Source organism: Halostella pelagica, assembly GCF_004762015.1.
GTDB lineage: Archaea > Halobacteriota > Halobacteria > Halobacteriales > Natronoarchaeaceae > Halostella > Halostella pelagica.
In genome coordinates this window covers 157,997-172,541 of sequence record NZ_SJES01000002.1, presented here as the reverse complement: position 1 = coordinate 172,541, position 14,545 = coordinate 157,997, and the positions used below count along the sequence as shown (strand labels likewise).

Below are 14,545 nucleotides of genomic sequence, written 5' to 3'. Positions count from 1 at the left end.
CGACCGAGGCGAACGACCGCGAGCGCCCCCGGCGTTACGCTCCTTCGACGACGGCGTAACAGTTCCCGCTGGAGACGAACGCACTCCGAACGCCGAGGTCGCTTTCGGCCAGGTCCGACTCGAACTCGTCCGGCGAGTACACGTGGTAAAAACGCGGGACCGTCTCCCCGCCCGGAAGCGTCCAGTCGACCGTCGTGTCGAACCCCTCGCCGGCGTCAAACCGGTCGTGAGCGGTACTCCACGCGCTGACGAGTCCGGGAGCCCCCGTGGAAAGTACGCGGGCGAGTTCGTCGAGACTGGCCAGGCGAGCGTCGCCGGTAGGGAGGTGATGGAGCGTCGCGACGTACACCGCGAGGCTGACGGAGTCGGTGGCGAGCGGTACGGCGCTGGCGTCTCCCTGAAGGAGGTCGGCGTCGATATTTCGCTCGGAAAGACGGCTCCGTGCCGTAGCTAGGAGGCCGCGACTGATGTCGCAGGCGAGGACCCGATCGGTATGTGCGGCGAGGAGTTCGGCGTGGCGTCCGTTACCGCATCCGAGGTCCAGGGCGACCTCGCTGCGAGGGGCGTCCTCGACGAACGATTCGACCTCTGGCCAGGGGTATTCGCGCGTCTCGGCGAAGTGACCCGCGATCCGGTCGTAAGTGTCTCGAACGTCGACGGGACGCCGGTCCATGGCGGACGTTCGACGCGCAACCCGTAAACCCCGGCGATCAGACCTGACGGGGTCACCCTATCAGAGGATGATGATGAATCCGGCGTACGACAGTGCGAGCAGGATCGCCGCGTGTTTCGCGCCGGCGCGGACGTCACCGCCGCTCATCTGTCCGGCGACCAGGCCGGAGAGGACTCCCTGGATGAGCGTCGTGTGGAAGAACACGAGCGTGTACGCCTCCTCGTTGATCGTTCCGAGGTTGCTGACGGTATCGATCGCACCGATGCTACCTGCCGCCTCGCTCGTGGCGTTTGGAACGACGCTCCCCTCGGGGAGACTCGGTATCAACACGTTGTTCAGCGCGGCCACGATGACCAGGAACACGCCGAAGGAGACGTACACCACGACGACGTAGGTGAGCATCTCCTGTCGCCGCTCACGCTTGAGCCGTCGGTCTGCTTTCGCCTGTGCGGCGGAGATGCGGAGGACGGTCGCCAGGTCCCCGCTCGCGTTCATCGCCTGCGTCACCAGCGTGACTATCCGCGAGACGGTTCGCGTCCGCATCCGCGCCTCGAATCGCCGGAGTGCCGTATCCACGTCCGAGCCCCACTGAATGTCGGCCCAGACGCGGTCGAGTTCCTGATTGAGCGCGCCGAGTTCGCTTCCGCGGACGCGGTCGAGGCTCTCGACGACGGTCATCCCGGCCTCGTTGACGCTCGCGAGACGGTCGAGGAAGTCGGGTATCGACGCCTCGATAGCTTCGATGCGGCGGTCGTGGATCTCGTAGGCTATCGCGAACGTCCCCACGACGAACAGTCCCGCCTGAATAAACAGGTCGTCCACGCCGGCGGCCGTCAGTTGACCGCCCGTGGTCGCCTCCGGCAGTCGCCAGAGCGTAACGGCGACAGCGATCGGTACGGTGACCCACAGGAGGGTGATGGGACGGTCGAGGATCGTCTGTACCGGTTGGCCGATCCTCGTTCGGATCCACTGAAACCGCCGATGGGCCGACAGGCGCTGGACGTTCGGGTGACGATTCTCGGGGCCTCCGCCGTCTTGCCTCACCGTCTCAGTTCGACGGATCCCCGTTAGCTCCGACGGCCCCTCCGTGTTGTCGTCCGACATGTTCGTACCCGTCATCGATTCCATCACCGTACTGAGATAGAGGATGAAAGCGATGTTGATGATCGGTAACGCGAAGTACGCGATCAGTTGTAACATCGGCAACGTGTCGGTGACGGTGATGCCGATAATGACGAGAATCGTAATGAGAAAGAGCGGCCCCGCGACGAGGACGGTCACGTACGCCTCCGCCATCGTCGCAAGGAGGTTGAGCAACTGCTCCTGTTGGGCCTCGGCTTCATCCTGATACTGGTCGTACTGCTGATGGAGGAACTCCGAAAGGTTACGTCCGCTCTGCAGGACGCTCGTCAGGTTCTCGCTGAACTCCTTGAACCCCTCGCTGGGCGTCCGGCGGGACATCGTCTTGATCGCGGAGATCATGTCCATTCCGAACATGTCCATGTTCCTGACCGCGACGCTCACTTCGTCGGCGGAAGCGCCGTACACGGATCGGTTTTCGGAGAGGGTCCGCATCACCTTTGGAAACGCCATGCCGCTCCGGGAGAGGGCGTAGATGAACGCGACGGTCTGGGGCATGCTCACGTCGATCCGGTCGGCGCGCTGGTCGGCGATGTGGCGCGGGTAGTACCAGCGGAGCCAGTACGTGAAGATCCCGCCCGCAGTCCCCAGGGTACCCCCGGCAACGAGCAGGAGAACGAACAATTTTTCGAGCGACACCACCGTCACGCCGCCGAACGTAGCGAGTATCGATAGCTGGTCCGGCAGGGTTGCGCGAATCGTCTCCGGGTCGATGGCGAGGAGTTCGAGGCCCCCCCAGATGACGTACGTCGCGAGAACGCTTCCCGCGAGAGCGATGAGAGCGGCGTACAGCAGCGTCTTTGCCGCGTAGATACGAAACGTCGTCGGCAGGTGTGCGGCGCGGAGCAGTTGGCGGCGCTTGGCGCGCCGTCGTCCGACATCGCTGACGTAGCCGCCAAACAGGGACATCGCGAACCGCGTGACAACCCGGTCGGCCCGGTTGCTAACCGGCGCGAGGGCGACCGGAAGTAGGACGAGAACAGCGACGACGAGCGGGACGTAGTTCGCGAGAGACATCAGTTACTCACCGTGTGTTCTGCCATCAGTCTGTGGTCGCCGGTTCCGGTCCGTCCTCTATCGACGCCATCGCCGCTTCCGGATCGGCGTAATACTCGTTTACCATGGCGGTGAACCGGCGGTAGTCGTTCACGTCATTGTCCCACAGTGACCGGAGGAAGTCGCGTCTCCGCTGGAGTTCCCGCAGCAGTTCGGACTGACTCCACCCGTTGTCGTCGCGGATATCGTCGAGCACTTCGCTGTCCTCCCGCGAGACGGAGTCGTCGTCGGGGTTCCAGACGAAGGCGTTCGAGTAGTCGAGTTCGCCGGTTCGTTGGTCGATCCCTTCGATCTCGGCGATAGTTTTGTTCCGGCGGACGCGTTCGTCCTCGAACCGGGTGAGCGTCTGGACACAGAGGATGTCGAGGCTCTGGACCATCGCCCGCGGGACGTTGATAGGCTCGTTTTCGAGGCGGTTTATCACCGTTCGGACGCTGTCGGCGTGCATCGTCGAGTACGTCGTGTGGCCGGTGTTCATCGCCTGGAACAGCGTGATCGCCTCCTCCCCCCGGACCTCGCCCACGACGATGTACTCGGGGCGATGTCGGAGCGCCGACCGGAGCAGGTCGTACATCGTGATGTCGCTCCCTTCGGTCATGCGGTCCCGCGTGACGCTGGAGAGCCAGTTGTCGTGATACAGCGCTAACTCGCGCGTGTCCTCGATGGTGAGTACCTTCGAGCGCGGCGGGATGAACATCGAAACCGCGTTCATCGAGGTGGTCTTTCCGGACGCCGTCCCGCCGGCGAAGATGAGGCTCTTGTTGTTCTCGATCGCGAGCCACAGGTACGCCATCTGGTCCACGGTGAACGTGCCGTACTCTAACAGGTCGACGGGGGTGAACGGCTCGTCAGCGTATTTCCGGATCGTAAAGGCGGAGCCCCGCGGCGTCACCTCCTCGCCCAGCGCGAGTTCGGCGCGGCTCCCGTCGGGGAGTATCGTCTCGACCATCGGGTCGCCGATAGAGATGTGTCGCCCGGAGTGCTGGGCCAGTCGGATGACGAAGTTGTCCAGCGCTTCCTGGCTGAACGAAACGTTCGTCTCGATGTCCGTGTAATCGTCGTGGTACACGAAGATCGGCAGGTCGTACCCGTCACAGGAGATGTCCTCTATGTGAGGGTCACGCATGATAGGGTCTATCTTGTTGAAGCCGCGGAACGCCCGGTAGAGATAGTAAAACAGCTTGTAGAACGTCCGCATGTCGACCTCGGCACCGTACCGTTCCAGATGCTCTCTGAGTTCCTCTTTGAGTACGGATTCGACGTCACCGTCGTCGACCTCCTTCCGGTAGACGAGCGGGTCCCGGATGTCGTCGAACAGCGCTTCGAGCAGGGCGTACTCCTGGTCTTCGAGTTCAGGTTCGACCACGTGATACTGGTGGTCGTTCTCCTTCGGGTCCCGTTGTATCGATACGAACGCAAAGGGGGCGTTCACCCAGTACCGATCGACTTCTTCGCAGCCGTCAACACCGTCGAACGTGACGAGTCGTTCGTGGCGCGACGGATCGTAGTTCTCCAGAGATATCGTCGATCCCCGAAGCATTTCCACCGTCCGACGGATCTGTCGTCTGACGGCCTCGACCCGCGTTTGACTGCCGGGGTCCGACTGGTCGGGCGCGCCGTTTCGGTCGGCCTGCGTCGGTTCCCCGCGCGGTGACGTATCGCCCGACTGGTTGTTTGGGTTTCCTACCATTGGTATCTCCGGTCCCGAGCGGGACCGGTACGTTTCACTTACCGGATATCAGTCGACCGGACTTAAATCAGGCGGCCGATTCGGTTATCGGTCGACTGTCAGCAAGACGCCGGCGAAGACGACGTAAATCATCGGTCCGAGCGGGAGAAACAACTGGTCGAGATTAAGCAGCGTTCCGGGGAAGTTCCGGTAAAGCAGAACTGTCGCGGCGACGTACGAGACGGCGACGACGCCAAGTAACAGACCCATCAGTCTGACGGCGTCGACTGGGGCGGTGTCGAGAACGTCCGCCTCGACGTACATCAGAACGCTGAGTGCCACGGCGAGGAAAAGGACGACGACGCCGAACGTCCAGGTGAGATACGCAAGCACCTGCCCCCCGTTGGACGTGGCCAGCGCGTCGCTGACCGTCTCGATAGTGAGCGAAACGTCCGTCGTCCCGTAGCGCGATTCCAGTTCGGCGTTCGAATACGTCTGTGTCAGGCCGAGCGAGATGCTTCGTTCGAGCGCGTCGATGGGCGTGACGAGTCGGGTCCCGTCCAGTTCTTCCGCCAATCCGGCGAGGTTTTCGTACATCAGGAAAGGGAACCTGATAACGACATACCGAGAGCCTCCGGGCGTCCCGTACGTCAGCGACCAGGGGAGTAGCGCCGACAACCAGGCGAAAAGTACGGCGGCCTCCTCGGCGTACTCGGAGCGAACCAGGTCCATGGTTGGTGGGGAAAGCGGTAGGTCTAAAAGCTATCGAAGACTGACGCGCTCCTGCCGACTCGGGCCGTTCCCGCCCCGGGCGTTACGTTCATACTCGGTGAGAACGTAGCGTATCATAGGGAATGAGGCGCGACTATTTCACGCTTGACGTGAGCAACGTAGACTGGGTGGACGAGGACGGCGAGCCCGCAAAACCGACCGTCGAGATCGACTTCGAGGGGCCTGCATCGACGCTCAAAGAGCGCCTCACAGGCCCGGAAGGCGACTTCCTCGAAACGGAGGGCACTGACGTCGCGTACCGGCTTCAATCAGCGCTCGATGACCCGGATGCCACGGGCGTCGTCAGCGTCACTAACCGGGTCACGGGAGATTTCATCATCGAACTCAACGAGGAGGCTGACAACGTACTCGCCTTCATTCGGGCCGCCAGACGGTACGGCGAGGAGGCGTCCGACTCGGACGGCCGCTACGAGGTTCGCATCTACGTCGACGGCGAGGAACTCGTCGTCTACGATAAGCGGACGTTTCTCGTGTACAACAGCGAAGGAAACCTGCTCCGACAGCACAGTCTCATTCCGAGCGGCGTCGAACTGTAACGGCGTTACGGTTCCGGCTTAAAAGTCGATCCAGCGGTCGTCGGCGTCCGGGAGGCCGAGAACGCGGAACGCCCGTGAATCGTCCCCCTCGTTTCTCGTCTCGATCGCTCCGTCGAACAGCTGTTTGACCGTGTTGACCGTTTGGTCGTCGTGGACATCGCTGTCTAACGTACACAGTCCCAGCCCGTCAGCCGAACTTATCCGACCGGTGAGGATGTGCAGGAAGCGAAACACCGTCTTCACGTCGGCGTACATCAGCAACTGCGACAGCGACGACAGTCCCGTCCGAACTCTGTGGCCCCGGTCGCCGAACGTTTCTATCAGTTCCGAACTCGCCATCCCGATGCCGGTGAGGTCCGCGGGCGAGGAGACGGAGCGGATATGCTCGTCGTCGGCATGTTTCCCTGACCGTTCCTGCCCCGCGCAGTCGACGATTCCGAGATCAGTCACAGAGTCGACTCCGAGTCCGGCGGCGAAATCAGCGTGAATCTGGTCCGGGCTCTTCTGGGTCGTGATGAAGACGGCACGCTCGTCGTATCGATAGCTGTCGGCGAGGAGTTCGACGAGCAGGTCGTACTTTCCCGTCATCGGCGGACCCGTGATCAGCAGGTTCGTGCCGGATGGGATCGAATCGACCGGAAAGTCGGTGTCGATAGAATACATGTGTTACGTCAACTTGATCCGTTGTCTGTGTTTACTCCTGTTCACACCTCCTTCGGTTAAACTCTCCCGAAATCCGATGCAGTTGTAACGCACCGCCCGAATTCGCCGGATAACGACGGCGAATTCGCTCCGGCAGCTACAACCAGCAGTATAAGTGCTCGGAGGGTAAACGCCACCGTATGACCCTCTTCGGAACCGCAGGTATCCGCGGTCCCGTCCGCGACGACGTGACGCCCGAACTCGCACTCGCAGTCGGGCGGGCGGCCGGGCAGGACGGCGAGACGTTCGTGGTCGGACGCGACGGCCGCGTCACGGGTCCGGCGCTCGCTGCCGCGATGGAGGCGGGACTTGAGAGCGCCGGTGCGGACGTCAGGCGAGTCGGCCAAGTCCCGACACCGACGCTCGCGTTCGCGTCCCGAGGTCGACGCGGAGCGATGATCACCGCGAGCCACAACCCCCCGCAAGACAACGGGATCAAACTGTTCGACGACGGCGTCGAGTACGACCGCGAGGCGGAGAAGGCAGTCGAACGCCGCGTCGACGACGGACTCTCTCCCGCGCCGTGGGGCGAGTGGGGAGACGGCGAGGAACTCGACGTGACCGAGGCCTACTGCGACGCCGTCGCGACGTACGCCCGCGAAACCGGAACTGGGGCTGAGCGGCCGCTCTCGGGGCTGTCAGTCGCCGTAGACTGCGGCAACGGGATGGCGAGTCTCGCCACACCGCAGGTTCTTCGGCGACTCGGAGCCGACGTCGTGGCGCTGAACGCAAACGTCGACGGCCACTTCCCGGGCCGCGAGAGCAAGCCCACGCCGGAAACGCTCACCGACCTCCGCGAGTTCGTCCAGGGCGACGCCGACCTGGGTATCGGCCACGACGGCGACGCGGACCGCATCGTGATCGTCGGTCCGGACGGCGACGTGATCCACGAAGACACGATCCTGGCGGTTCTGGCGAGTCACTACACCGCTGCGAGCGACGCCGGCGACCCCGTCGTCGTGACGACGCCGAACGCCTCGGCCCGCATCGACGAGCGGGTCCGGGCCGAGGGCGGGCGCGTCGAACGGGTCCGCCTCGGGTCGCTGCACGAGGGTATCGCCCGGGAACGAGCGGCCGGCGACGCCGACACGGAGATCGTCTTCGCCGCCGAACCGTGGAAACACATCCACACGAACTTCGGCGGATGGATAGACGGCGTGGCGAGCGCCGCAGTCGTCTCGGGGCTGGTCGCCGAAGCGGGCGGCACTGAACCGCTCCGTGAACCCGTTACCGAACGACCGTACAGGAAAGTCAGCGTCGAGTGCCCGGACGAGCGAAAGAGCGACGCCATGGAGTATCTCTCTGTCAGACTGCCCGAGCAGTACCCCGACGCAGATGTCAACACGGATTACGGCGTCCGCGTCGAACTCCCAGACAGCTCCTGGGTGCTCGTCCGACCCAGCGGCACGGAACCGTACATCCGCGTCTACGCGGAGAGCGACGAAGTCGACGCGCTCGTGGAGACAGCGGTCGAAGCGGTCGAGAACGCCGTCGGTCAGTGAGCGCGGTAAACCCGCCTGACGACAGCAGGAAAGCAGCGCGGACGCCGGTGATTACTTTTCCCCCGGGTTCGAACCTCGGTGCATGGACGAACTTGTCGAAGCCGCACGCGAGGCTATGGCGGAGGCGTACGCACCGTACTCGGAGTACCGCGTCGGCGCGGCGATCCGGACGAGCGACGGAACGGTGTACACCGGTTGTAACATCGAGAACGCGAACTACAGCAACAGCCTCCACGCCGAGGAAGTGGCTATCGGGTCAGCGGTCAGGGACGGCCACAGCGAGTTCGACCGCCTCGCTGTCACATCCGACAGCCGGGACGGCGTTACCCCCTGCGGGATGTGCCGGCAGACGCTCGCCGAGTTCTGCGACGACTTGACCGTCGTCTGTGACGAGGGCGACGGTGCGACGGAGTACGCGCTCGGTGAGTTGCTGCCGAACACGATCACGGGCGACATGCTGGACTGAGGCCAGTCCCCGGCTGACCGACCGCTCACTCCGGCATGACCGTCTCGACTGTCGGCGGCGTCTGCAGGTCTTCGACGGCCTTCGGGTCGGCGTCGATTCCGTACGTCGTCACCCGCTCAGCGCCGCTTTCCAGGCGACCGGTCCAGGCGATCCGCTCGTCGTCGACCGTTTCCCAGCCGTCGGTGCCGAGGTCCGCGAGCGGTACGCTCGCCGGGACCTCGTCCTCGATGCGAACGGTCACGGGCTCGTCGTGGAGCGAATCCACGGACAGCGCCACCGCCGGAACCGGAAACGCGTCCGTGACGACTGTCTTCTCGACGCGTACGCCCGCGACGACGACTGAGATCGACACTGCGGGATCCGCTGCGTACGTCAGGTCTGTTCGGGAGTTATTCGTAGCACCCATACGAGCGTCGGCATCGCTTTTCACCATTGTTATAGTGTGTCTACGCGTCCGAATCCGGACCCCGTTTATCGGCGAATCAGGCGATATCGCGGCTGTTATCGACAGTTATGCGTGGACTGAAGTCCAGTTTGAGCGCGTCGCAGGGCGCGTCGCCGCGCCGGCACTTCGGAACCGTCAATCTGGTTCGAAGCCGGTCCCGGTGCAGGTCGACCGAGAGGTCGAAAATGACGTCCGCCATGTACTCGGTGACGTCGCGTCCGTCGGGAACGGTGCGGCCGTCGACGCAGTGGAAGACGGCGACGCTTCCCTTCTCGCGGAGCCGCGACCGGAGTTCCGACAGCCCCGCGCGGTAGTCGGCGTTTCGTTCCAGCGGTGCCGCGGGGTCGACGACGACGAACGTCCCCTCGGCGAGCGCGCTGACCATCTCCAGCAAGTCGTCGAGCGGGTCGGACCCGCCTACCTCGTGAACCCGGACTCGTCCCGGGTCTGCAGCGTCGTGGAGCGCCGTTTCGACGGCGTCGGTCGTCCGCTCGGTCGTGACGTACAGCGTCCGCTGCTGCGTCGCGAGTTCGTACAGCAATCGCTCGGACTGACTCGCCGGCGGCGCTGCCAGCGCGACGAGACTGCCCCCCTGGATCCCCCCGTCGAGTTCCCGGTCCAGCCGTTCGATACCGGTCGTGAATCGAAGTCCCATCTCGGACAAAGTGTCGGTATCACTGGATATTGTTACGCGGTCGCTACCGGACGATCTATGGCTTCTCGACGACGTTTTTCTTCCAACAGTTCTGCGGGCTACCGGCACCGCCGACGGTGTAGCGCCAAGGTAAAACGACCGGCGAACGAAGTCGACCTATGGACGCCGAACTCCTCGGCTGGCCGCTGGACGGGCCGACGCTCCGCCTCGACCACGAGCGGTTCAGCTACGCCGGGAAGTTCGTCATGTCGAACACGGGGAAAGCGGTGATCCGGGAGGGAGACGACATCGTCGCCGCCGCGGCGTTCAACGAGGACCGAACGGACGACGGCGCGCTCTGGATCCGCTACATCACCGCGAGAAACGACCGCCGCGGCGAGGGACTCGGCCCGCATCTGGCCGAATTCGTCGCGGAGCGAGCGAGCGAGCGAGGCTACGAGCGCGTCCGAATCGCGGTCAACAACCCGTTCGCCTTCGAGGCGCTGTACAAAGCCGGATTCGGCTACACGGGCGAGACGACGGGCATCGCGGAGTTAGTGCTCGAACGACCGGGGGATCGGAGCGGTGAGCGCTACCGTGCGGGTTTGACCGAGTTCCGCGGCCGGGAAAACCTGAGCGACGCGGAGCGGGCGTTTCTGGCGGACGCTGAAGCACCCCCGGAAACGCTGTGAGCGTTCGACTGTATCGAGCGCCGATGCGAACGTAACTGTTCGTGACTTCTCAGCGCACTGCCGTCCGTACCCACTGCTCACCGCGGCCACCCTCCCGTGTTAGTTGCCCCGTTCAACCTCGTCGGACCGTCTACGCGGTCCGCTCAGAGACGCGTCAGGTTGATCGCTCGCGGCCCCTTTTCGGCCTGCTCGATTTCGAACTCGACCTCCTGTCCCTCCTCCAGGTCCGGGCCGCCGACGTCCTCCATGTGAAAGAAAATATCGTCGTCCGCCTCGTCCGTCTCGATGAACCCGTACCCTTTCCGGTCGTGGAAGAAGGCCACCGTTCCTTGTGGCATGTGAACTTCACTCACGGCTTCTCGCCACAAGCGTATATACCCATCGCCGCCGGGAGCGATCCGGTCCGAATTGCCACGTTTCAAAGCGGTCCGTCCCCTACACCTCTCCAATGGGAAACTCCGATCTACGCGACCTCGCCGCTATCGAGGAGGTGCCGTTCGACGATCTGGCTGGGGACGTCGTCGGCGTCGACGCGCACAACTGGCTGTACAGATATCTGACGACCACGGTGCGGTGGACGAACGACCAGGCGTACACCACCGCCGAGGGAACCGAAGTGGCGAACCTCATCGGCGTCGTACAGGGCCTGCCGAAGTTCTTCGAGCACGACGTGACGCCAGTGTTCGTTTTCGATGGCGGGCCGTCCGAACTCAAGCAGGCGGAGATAGAGAAGCGCCGCGAGGCCAGGTCGGACCGGGAGGAGCAACTGGAAGAGGCGAAAGAACAGGGTGATACGGTCGAGACGGCCCGCCTCGACTCGCAGACGCAGCGTCTCACCGACACCATCCACCGGACGACGCGCGAGTTGCTTCGCCGTCTCGACGTTCCGGTCGTCGAGGCCCCCGCCGAGGGCGAGGCGCAGGCCGCCCACATGGCCCGACAGGGCGCGATAGACGCCGTGGGAACCGAGGATTACGACGCGTTGCTGTTCGGTGCCCCCGTGACGCTCCGGCAGCTAACGAGCAAAGGCGACCCCGAGCGAATGGACTTTCAGGCGACGCTCGACCGCCACGACCTCACCTGGGAGCAACTCGTCGACGTGGGGATCCTCTGCGGGACGGACTTCAACGACGGCGTCACGGGCATCGGCCCGAAAACCGCCGTCACCGCTATCAAGGAACACGGCGACCTCTGGGGCGTACTGGAGGCCAGGGACGCCTACGTGGAGAACGCCGACACGGTGCGGACGCTGTTTCTGGACCCGACCGTCACCGACGAGTACGAGTTCGACACCGCTCTGGACCCGGACCTGACGGCCGCTCGCGAGTACGTCACCGAAGAGTGGGGCGTCGCCGCCGCCGAGGTCGAGCGCGGGTTCGAGCGGATAGAGGAGTCAGTCACGCAGGCGGGTCTGGACCGCTGGACCTGAGTGGGATTGTTGTAGCTGTTTCCCCGGTTTCGCCGACCCCGAATCGACCAACTACCGGACTGCAGTACTGGCAGTCCCTACGAGAGCGATCCACGGAACGGGGCGGCCAAAACGGCTGGTCGGCCGTACCGTTTCGGTGGCTTTTACCGCTCACCGGTCCCTCACTCAGGTATGTCCGATGATTACCGCACTGAGCAGGACAGCCTCGGGGAAATGCGCGTACCCGCGGACGCCTACTGGGGCGCACAGACCCAGCGCGCGGTCGAGAACTTCCCGATCAGCGGCCTGACGTTCGGACGGCGGTTCGTCCGCGCGCTCGGGGTCGTGAAGAAAGCCGCCGCCCAGGCCAACCTCGACCTCGACCTGATCCCGGCGGACAAAGGTGAGGCCATCGTCGAAGCCGCAGACGAGGTCATCGCCGGGAAGCACGACGACCAGTTCCCCGTCGACGTGTTCCAGACCGGGTCGGGCACCTCGACGAACATGAACGCCAACGAAGTCATCGCCAACCGGGCGACCGAGATCTACGGCGGTGAAGTCGGGACCCGCGATATCCACCCTAACGACCACGTCAACTTCGGCCAGTCCAGCAACGACGTGATCCCGACGGCGATGCACGTCGCCGCACTGGAAGCCGTCGAAAAGGACCTGATCCCGGCGCTCGATACGCTCCGCGAGGCGCTCGAAGCGAAAGAAGAAGAGTTCGACGACGTCGTCAAGACCGGTCGGACCCACCTGCAGGACGCGACGCCCGTCCGCCTCGGCCAGGAGTTCGGCGGCTACCGAACGCAGGTCGCGAAGGGCCTCGCCCGAGTGGACAAGACCCGCGAGCATCTGGCGGAACTCGCACTCGGCGGCACCGCCGTCGGCACGGGGCTGAACACCCACGAGGACTTCCCCGGCGTCGCCGCGGAGTACATCACGAAAGAGACCGGCGTCCAGTTCCGCGAGGCGGACAACCACTTCGAAGCCCAGGCCGCCCACGACGCGATGAGCGAGGCCCACGGCGCGCTTCGGACGGTTGCCGGGTCGCTCAACAAGATCGCTAACGACCTCCGCCTGCTCGCCTCCGGCCCGCGAAACGGCCTCGGCGAGATAGAACAGCCGGAGAACCAGCCCGGATCCTCGATCATGCCCGGCAAGATCAACCCCGTCGTCGCCGAGGCGGTCAATCAGGTCCACAAGCAGGTCGTCGGCAACGACGCCGCCGTCTCCGCCGGCGCTGCCGAGGGCCAGATCGACCTGAACCTCTACAAGCCCGTTCTCGCCTACAACTTCCTCCAGTCCGCCGAGATGCTCGCGAACGCGAGCGAGACGTTCGCGGAGAAGTTCGTCCGGGAACTCGAAGCGAACCAGCAACACTGCGAGACCCAGGTCGAACAGAGCATGGCGCTCGCGACCGCGCTGAACCCCCAGATCGGCTACGACAAAGCCAGCGACGCGGCCAAGACGGCGCTGAAAGAGGGCAAGACCGTCCGCGAAGTCGCGATCGAGAAAGGCTATCTCAGCGAGGCGGAAGCGGACGACGTGTTAGATCCCGAGAAAATGACGCATCGCGGTATCTTGGGCGACGACGAGTAGGTCTTGGTGGGCCCACCGCGGATCCTTTCAGATCGGGACGTACACGACCCGTGCTAGCCGTTCACGAAGCGTAAACGAACAGGTGTAGTTTTGAGTGATGACGTAGTGATTTCAAGTATGCATACCTGTCGGAACTGTAATCAGAGCTTCACAACGGAACTCGCCCTCGACCTACACCGCGACACCTGCGCCGACGCCGACCTGTTCTGTCAGGTTTGCGGCGAGCGCTTCCGGGAGGGCGCGGCCACGCGGGACGGCTGGCACTATCGATGTCCGAACGATGACTGCGACGGCGAGGGCCGAGACGACGATCTGTTCGCTGTCGAGGACGCGAAAGTACTGACCCAGTAAACGCTGTCAGAGGGACTGTCGTATCTCCGCCTCGGGATGTCGCCGACCACGCGTCGGCGAACTACCGAAACGACTCACGGCAGTCCCTATCAGAGATAGCCCGCGTCCCAGTCGTCGGCGCGGTGGACGTTGCCGCACTCGGAGCATTCTAGCCGCCCCAGGTCGTCGCCGGCCGCGACGACCGTCTCGGAGTGCGAACACCAGAACGCGTAGGGGTTCTCTTCCTCCCTGTCCGAAAACAGCGGGTAGAACGGTCCCTTCTCGCCGCCCATCTCCTCGTCTCTGGCGACGTACAGCGTCTCGCCCTCGTCCTCGACCGTTTCCGGAACCGACCCCGGGTCAGTCCGCTCTGTCTCCGCGTCCGCCTCCGGAACGAACACGTTGACCGCGTGTTCCTCGCCGTTTATCTCGACTTGGTCCGTTCCCGCCTCCCCGTAGCCGAACTTCTCGAAGAACTGTGCGCCCTCCATGTTGTCGGAGAGGACGTTCGCCTGGACGCGCTCAGCGCCGCGCTCCTGGAGCGTTTCCTCCATCCGTTCGAAGAGCGAGGTGCCGGCACCTCGCCCCCTGCCCTCCGGCGCGACGTGATGCCAGTGGACCTCACCGTACTCGTCGCCGACCTCCCCTTCAGCGAACCCGATCGGTTCGTCGTCGTCCTCCGCGACGATGAGGACGCTGTCGTCGTCGCTCGCTAACTCATCGAGGCGCTCGTCGGCGTGGTACTCCTCGACGAGCGCCTCGATAGTCTCCGGGCTCAGACCGTACGACGCCCGCAGCGACCTCCCTGCGATGTCTCTAATGGCTTCCCCGTCGACGGAGTCGGGTTCGCGTACGTTCATACACCGTTGTTATTCCGTCCGGGCGAATAAACGCCCGT

16 protein-coding genes are annotated in these 14,545 nt (G+C 64.0%); 7 read left to right on the top strand and 9 right to left on the bottom strand.

Annotation, left to right across the window (positions count from 1 at the left end):
• Positions 1 to 34: 34 nt before the first annotated feature.
• The 4 genes from EYW42_RS05310 to EYW42_RS05295 all read right to left on the bottom strand — a co-directional run bounded on the left by EYW42_RS05310 (position 35) and on the right by EYW42_RS05295 (position 5,270).
• A complete protein-coding gene (locus EYW42_RS05310) occupies positions 35 to 673 on the bottom strand; it encodes a class I SAM-dependent methyltransferase (protein ID WP_135534219.1) in 639 nt (212 codons plus the stop codon).
• A gap of 60 nt (positions 674 to 733) precedes the next feature.
• Positions 734 to 2,830, bottom strand: a complete 2,097-nt coding sequence (locus EYW42_RS05305) for a type II secretion system F family protein (RefSeq protein ID WP_135534218.1) — start codon at positions 2,828 to 2,830, stop codon at positions 734 to 736.
• 25 nt (positions 2,831 to 2,855) lie between these two features.
• A complete protein-coding gene (locus EYW42_RS05300) occupies positions 2,856 to 4,559 on the bottom strand; it encodes a type II/IV secretion system ATPase subunit (RefSeq protein WP_135534217.1) in 1,704 nt (567 codons plus the stop codon).
• Positions 4,560 to 4,643: 84 nt separating this feature from the next.
• Positions 4,644 to 5,270, bottom strand: a complete 627-nt coding sequence (locus tag EYW42_RS05295) for a DUF7549 family protein (RefSeq protein ID WP_135534216.1) — start codon at positions 5,268 to 5,270, stop codon at positions 4,644 to 4,646.
• Positions 5,271 to 5,392: 122 nt separating this feature from the next.
• On the opposite strand from EYW42_RS05295, the gene EYW42_RS05290 reads away from it, so the two are divergent.
• Positions 5,393 to 5,866, top strand: a complete 474-nt coding sequence (locus tag EYW42_RS05290) for a DUF5793 family protein (protein WP_135534215.1) — start codon at positions 5,393 to 5,395, stop codon at positions 5,864 to 5,866.
• Positions 5,867 to 5,884: 18 nt separating this feature from the next.
• On the opposite strand, the gene EYW42_RS05285 is transcribed toward EYW42_RS05290, so the two are convergent.
• Positions 5,885 to 6,529: an RAD55 family ATPase gene (locus EYW42_RS05285; RefSeq protein WP_202613817.1), complete on the bottom strand. Its 645-nt coding sequence runs from the start codon at positions 6,527 to 6,529 to the stop codon at positions 5,885 to 5,887.
• Between the two features lie 179 nt (positions 6,530 to 6,708).
• On the opposite strand from EYW42_RS05285, the gene EYW42_RS05280 reads away from it, so the two are divergent.
• On the top strand, positions 6,709 to 8,070 hold the full coding sequence (locus EYW42_RS05280; protein WP_135534214.1) for a phosphopentomutase/phosphoglucosamine mutase: 1,362 nt from the start codon (positions 6,709 to 6,711) through the stop codon (positions 8,068 to 8,070).
• An 82-nt stretch (positions 8,071 to 8,152) separates the two neighbouring features.
• A complete protein-coding gene (gene cdd, locus EYW42_RS05275; RefSeq protein ID WP_135534213.1) occupies positions 8,153 to 8,536 on the top strand; it encodes a cytidine deaminase in 384 nt (127 codons plus the stop codon).
• Between the two features lie 25 nt (positions 8,537 to 8,561).
• On the opposite strand, the gene EYW42_RS05270 is transcribed toward cdd, so the two are convergent.
• Together EYW42_RS05270 and EYW42_RS05265 are read right to left on the bottom strand one after the other, a co-directional pair.
• A complete protein-coding gene (locus tag EYW42_RS05270; protein ID WP_135534212.1) occupies positions 8,562 to 8,942 on the bottom strand; it encodes a hypothetical protein in 381 nt (126 codons plus the stop codon).
• A gap of 76 nt (positions 8,943 to 9,018) precedes the next feature.
• A complete protein-coding gene (locus EYW42_RS05265; protein ID WP_135534211.1) occupies positions 9,019 to 9,636 on the bottom strand; it encodes an RAD55 family ATPase in 618 nt (205 codons plus the stop codon).
• Between the two features lie 158 nt (positions 9,637 to 9,794).
• Between EYW42_RS05265 and EYW42_RS05260 the strand changes: the two genes are divergently transcribed.
• Entirely contained in the window at positions 9,795 to 10,307 is a 513-nt protein-coding gene (locus EYW42_RS05260) for a GNAT family N-acetyltransferase (RefSeq protein WP_135534210.1), read from the top strand.
• A 143-nt stretch (positions 10,308 to 10,450) separates the two neighbouring features.
• On the opposite strand, the gene EYW42_RS05255 is transcribed toward EYW42_RS05260, so the two are convergent.
• A complete protein-coding gene (locus tag EYW42_RS05255; protein ID WP_135534209.1) occupies positions 10,451 to 10,645 on the bottom strand; it encodes a cold-shock protein in 195 nt (64 codons plus the stop codon).
• Between the two features lie 110 nt (positions 10,646 to 10,755).
• Here EYW42_RS05255 and fen point away from each other — a divergent pair, with 110 nt between their 5' ends.
• The 3 genes from fen to EYW42_RS05240 all read left to right on the top strand — a co-directional run bounded on the left by fen (position 10,756) and on the right by EYW42_RS05240 (position 13,668).
• Positions 10,756 to 11,736, top strand: coding sequence for a flap endonuclease-1 (fen, locus tag EYW42_RS05250; RefSeq protein ID WP_135534208.1), 981 nt, complete (start codon positions 10,756 to 10,758; stop codon positions 11,734 to 11,736).
• Positions 11,737 to 11,907: 171 nt separating this feature from the next.
• Positions 11,908 to 13,317, top strand: a complete 1,410-nt coding sequence (locus tag EYW42_RS05245; protein ID WP_135534207.1) for a class II fumarate hydratase — start codon at positions 11,908 to 11,910, stop codon at positions 13,315 to 13,317.
• A gap of 117 nt (positions 13,318 to 13,434) precedes the next feature.
• Positions 13,435 to 13,668 (top strand): HVO_2901 family zinc finger protein, encoded by a 234-nt coding sequence (locus tag EYW42_RS05240; RefSeq protein WP_135534206.1) that lies wholly within the window; start codon positions 13,435 to 13,437, stop codon positions 13,666 to 13,668.
• 89 nt (positions 13,669 to 13,757) lie between these two features.
• On the opposite strand, the gene EYW42_RS05235 is transcribed toward EYW42_RS05240, so the two are convergent.
• Positions 13,758 to 14,507, bottom strand: a complete 750-nt coding sequence (locus EYW42_RS05235; protein ID WP_135534205.1) for a GNAT family N-acetyltransferase — start codon at positions 14,505 to 14,507, stop codon at positions 13,758 to 13,760.
• Positions 14,508 to 14,545: the final 38 nt, after the last annotated feature.

What these genes read in the sequence shown, in the direction of transcription:
- EYW42_RS05295 (WP_135534216.1), bottom strand. Translation starts at nt 5,270, where the DNA reads ATGGACCTGGTTCGCTCCGAGTACGCCGAGGAGGCCGCCGTACTTTTC.
- EYW42_RS05310 (WP_135534219.1), bottom strand. Translation starts at nt 673, where the DNA reads ATGGACCGGCGTCCCGTCGACGTTCGAGACACTTACGACCGGATCGCG.
- EYW42_RS05255 (WP_135534209.1), bottom strand. Translation starts at nt 10,645, where the DNA reads ATGCCACAAGGAACGGTGGCCTTCTTCCACGACCGGAAAGGGTACGGG.
- cdd (WP_135534213.1), top strand. Translation starts at nt 8,153, where the DNA reads ATGGACGAACTTGTCGAAGCCGCACGCGAGGCTATGGCGGAGGCGTAC.
- EYW42_RS05270 (WP_135534212.1), bottom strand. Translation starts at nt 8,942, where the DNA reads ATGGGTGCTACGAATAACTCCCGAACAGACCTGACGTACGCAGCGGAT.
- EYW42_RS05290 (WP_135534215.1), top strand. Translation starts at nt 5,393, where the DNA reads ATGAGGCGCGACTATTTCACGCTTGACGTGAGCAACGTAGACTGGGTG.
- EYW42_RS05285 (WP_202613817.1), bottom strand. Translation starts at nt 6,529, where the DNA reads ATGTATTCTATCGACACCGACTTTCCGGTCGATTCGATCCCATCCGGC.
- EYW42_RS05265 (WP_135534211.1), bottom strand. Translation starts at nt 9,636, where the DNA reads ATGGGACTTCGATTCACGACCGGTATCGAACGGCTGGACCGGGAACTC.
- EYW42_RS05240 (WP_135534206.1), top strand. Translation starts at nt 13,435, where the DNA reads ATGCATACCTGTCGGAACTGTAATCAGAGCTTCACAACGGAACTCGCC.
- EYW42_RS05235 (WP_135534205.1), bottom strand. Translation starts at nt 14,507, where the DNA reads ATGAACGTACGCGAACCCGACTCCGTCGACGGGGAAGCCATTAGAGAC.
- EYW42_RS05245 (WP_135534207.1), top strand. Translation starts at nt 11,908, where the DNA reads ATGTCCGATGATTACCGCACTGAGCAGGACAGCCTCGGGGAAATGCGC.
- EYW42_RS05260 (WP_135534210.1), top strand. Translation starts at nt 9,795, where the DNA reads ATGGACGCCGAACTCCTCGGCTGGCCGCTGGACGGGCCGACGCTCCGC.
- EYW42_RS05280 (WP_135534214.1), top strand. Translation starts at nt 6,709, where the DNA reads ATGACCCTCTTCGGAACCGCAGGTATCCGCGGTCCCGTCCGCGACGAC.
- fen (WP_135534208.1), top strand. Translation starts at nt 10,756, where the DNA reads ATGGGAAACTCCGATCTACGCGACCTCGCCGCTATCGAGGAGGTGCCG.
- EYW42_RS05300 (WP_135534217.1), bottom strand. Translation starts at nt 4,559, where the DNA reads ATGGTAGGAAACCCAAACAACCAGTCGGGCGATACGTCACCGCGCGGG.
- EYW42_RS05305 (WP_135534218.1), bottom strand. Translation starts at nt 2,830, where the DNA reads ATGTCTCTCGCGAACTACGTCCCGCTCGTCGTCGCTGTTCTCGTCCTA.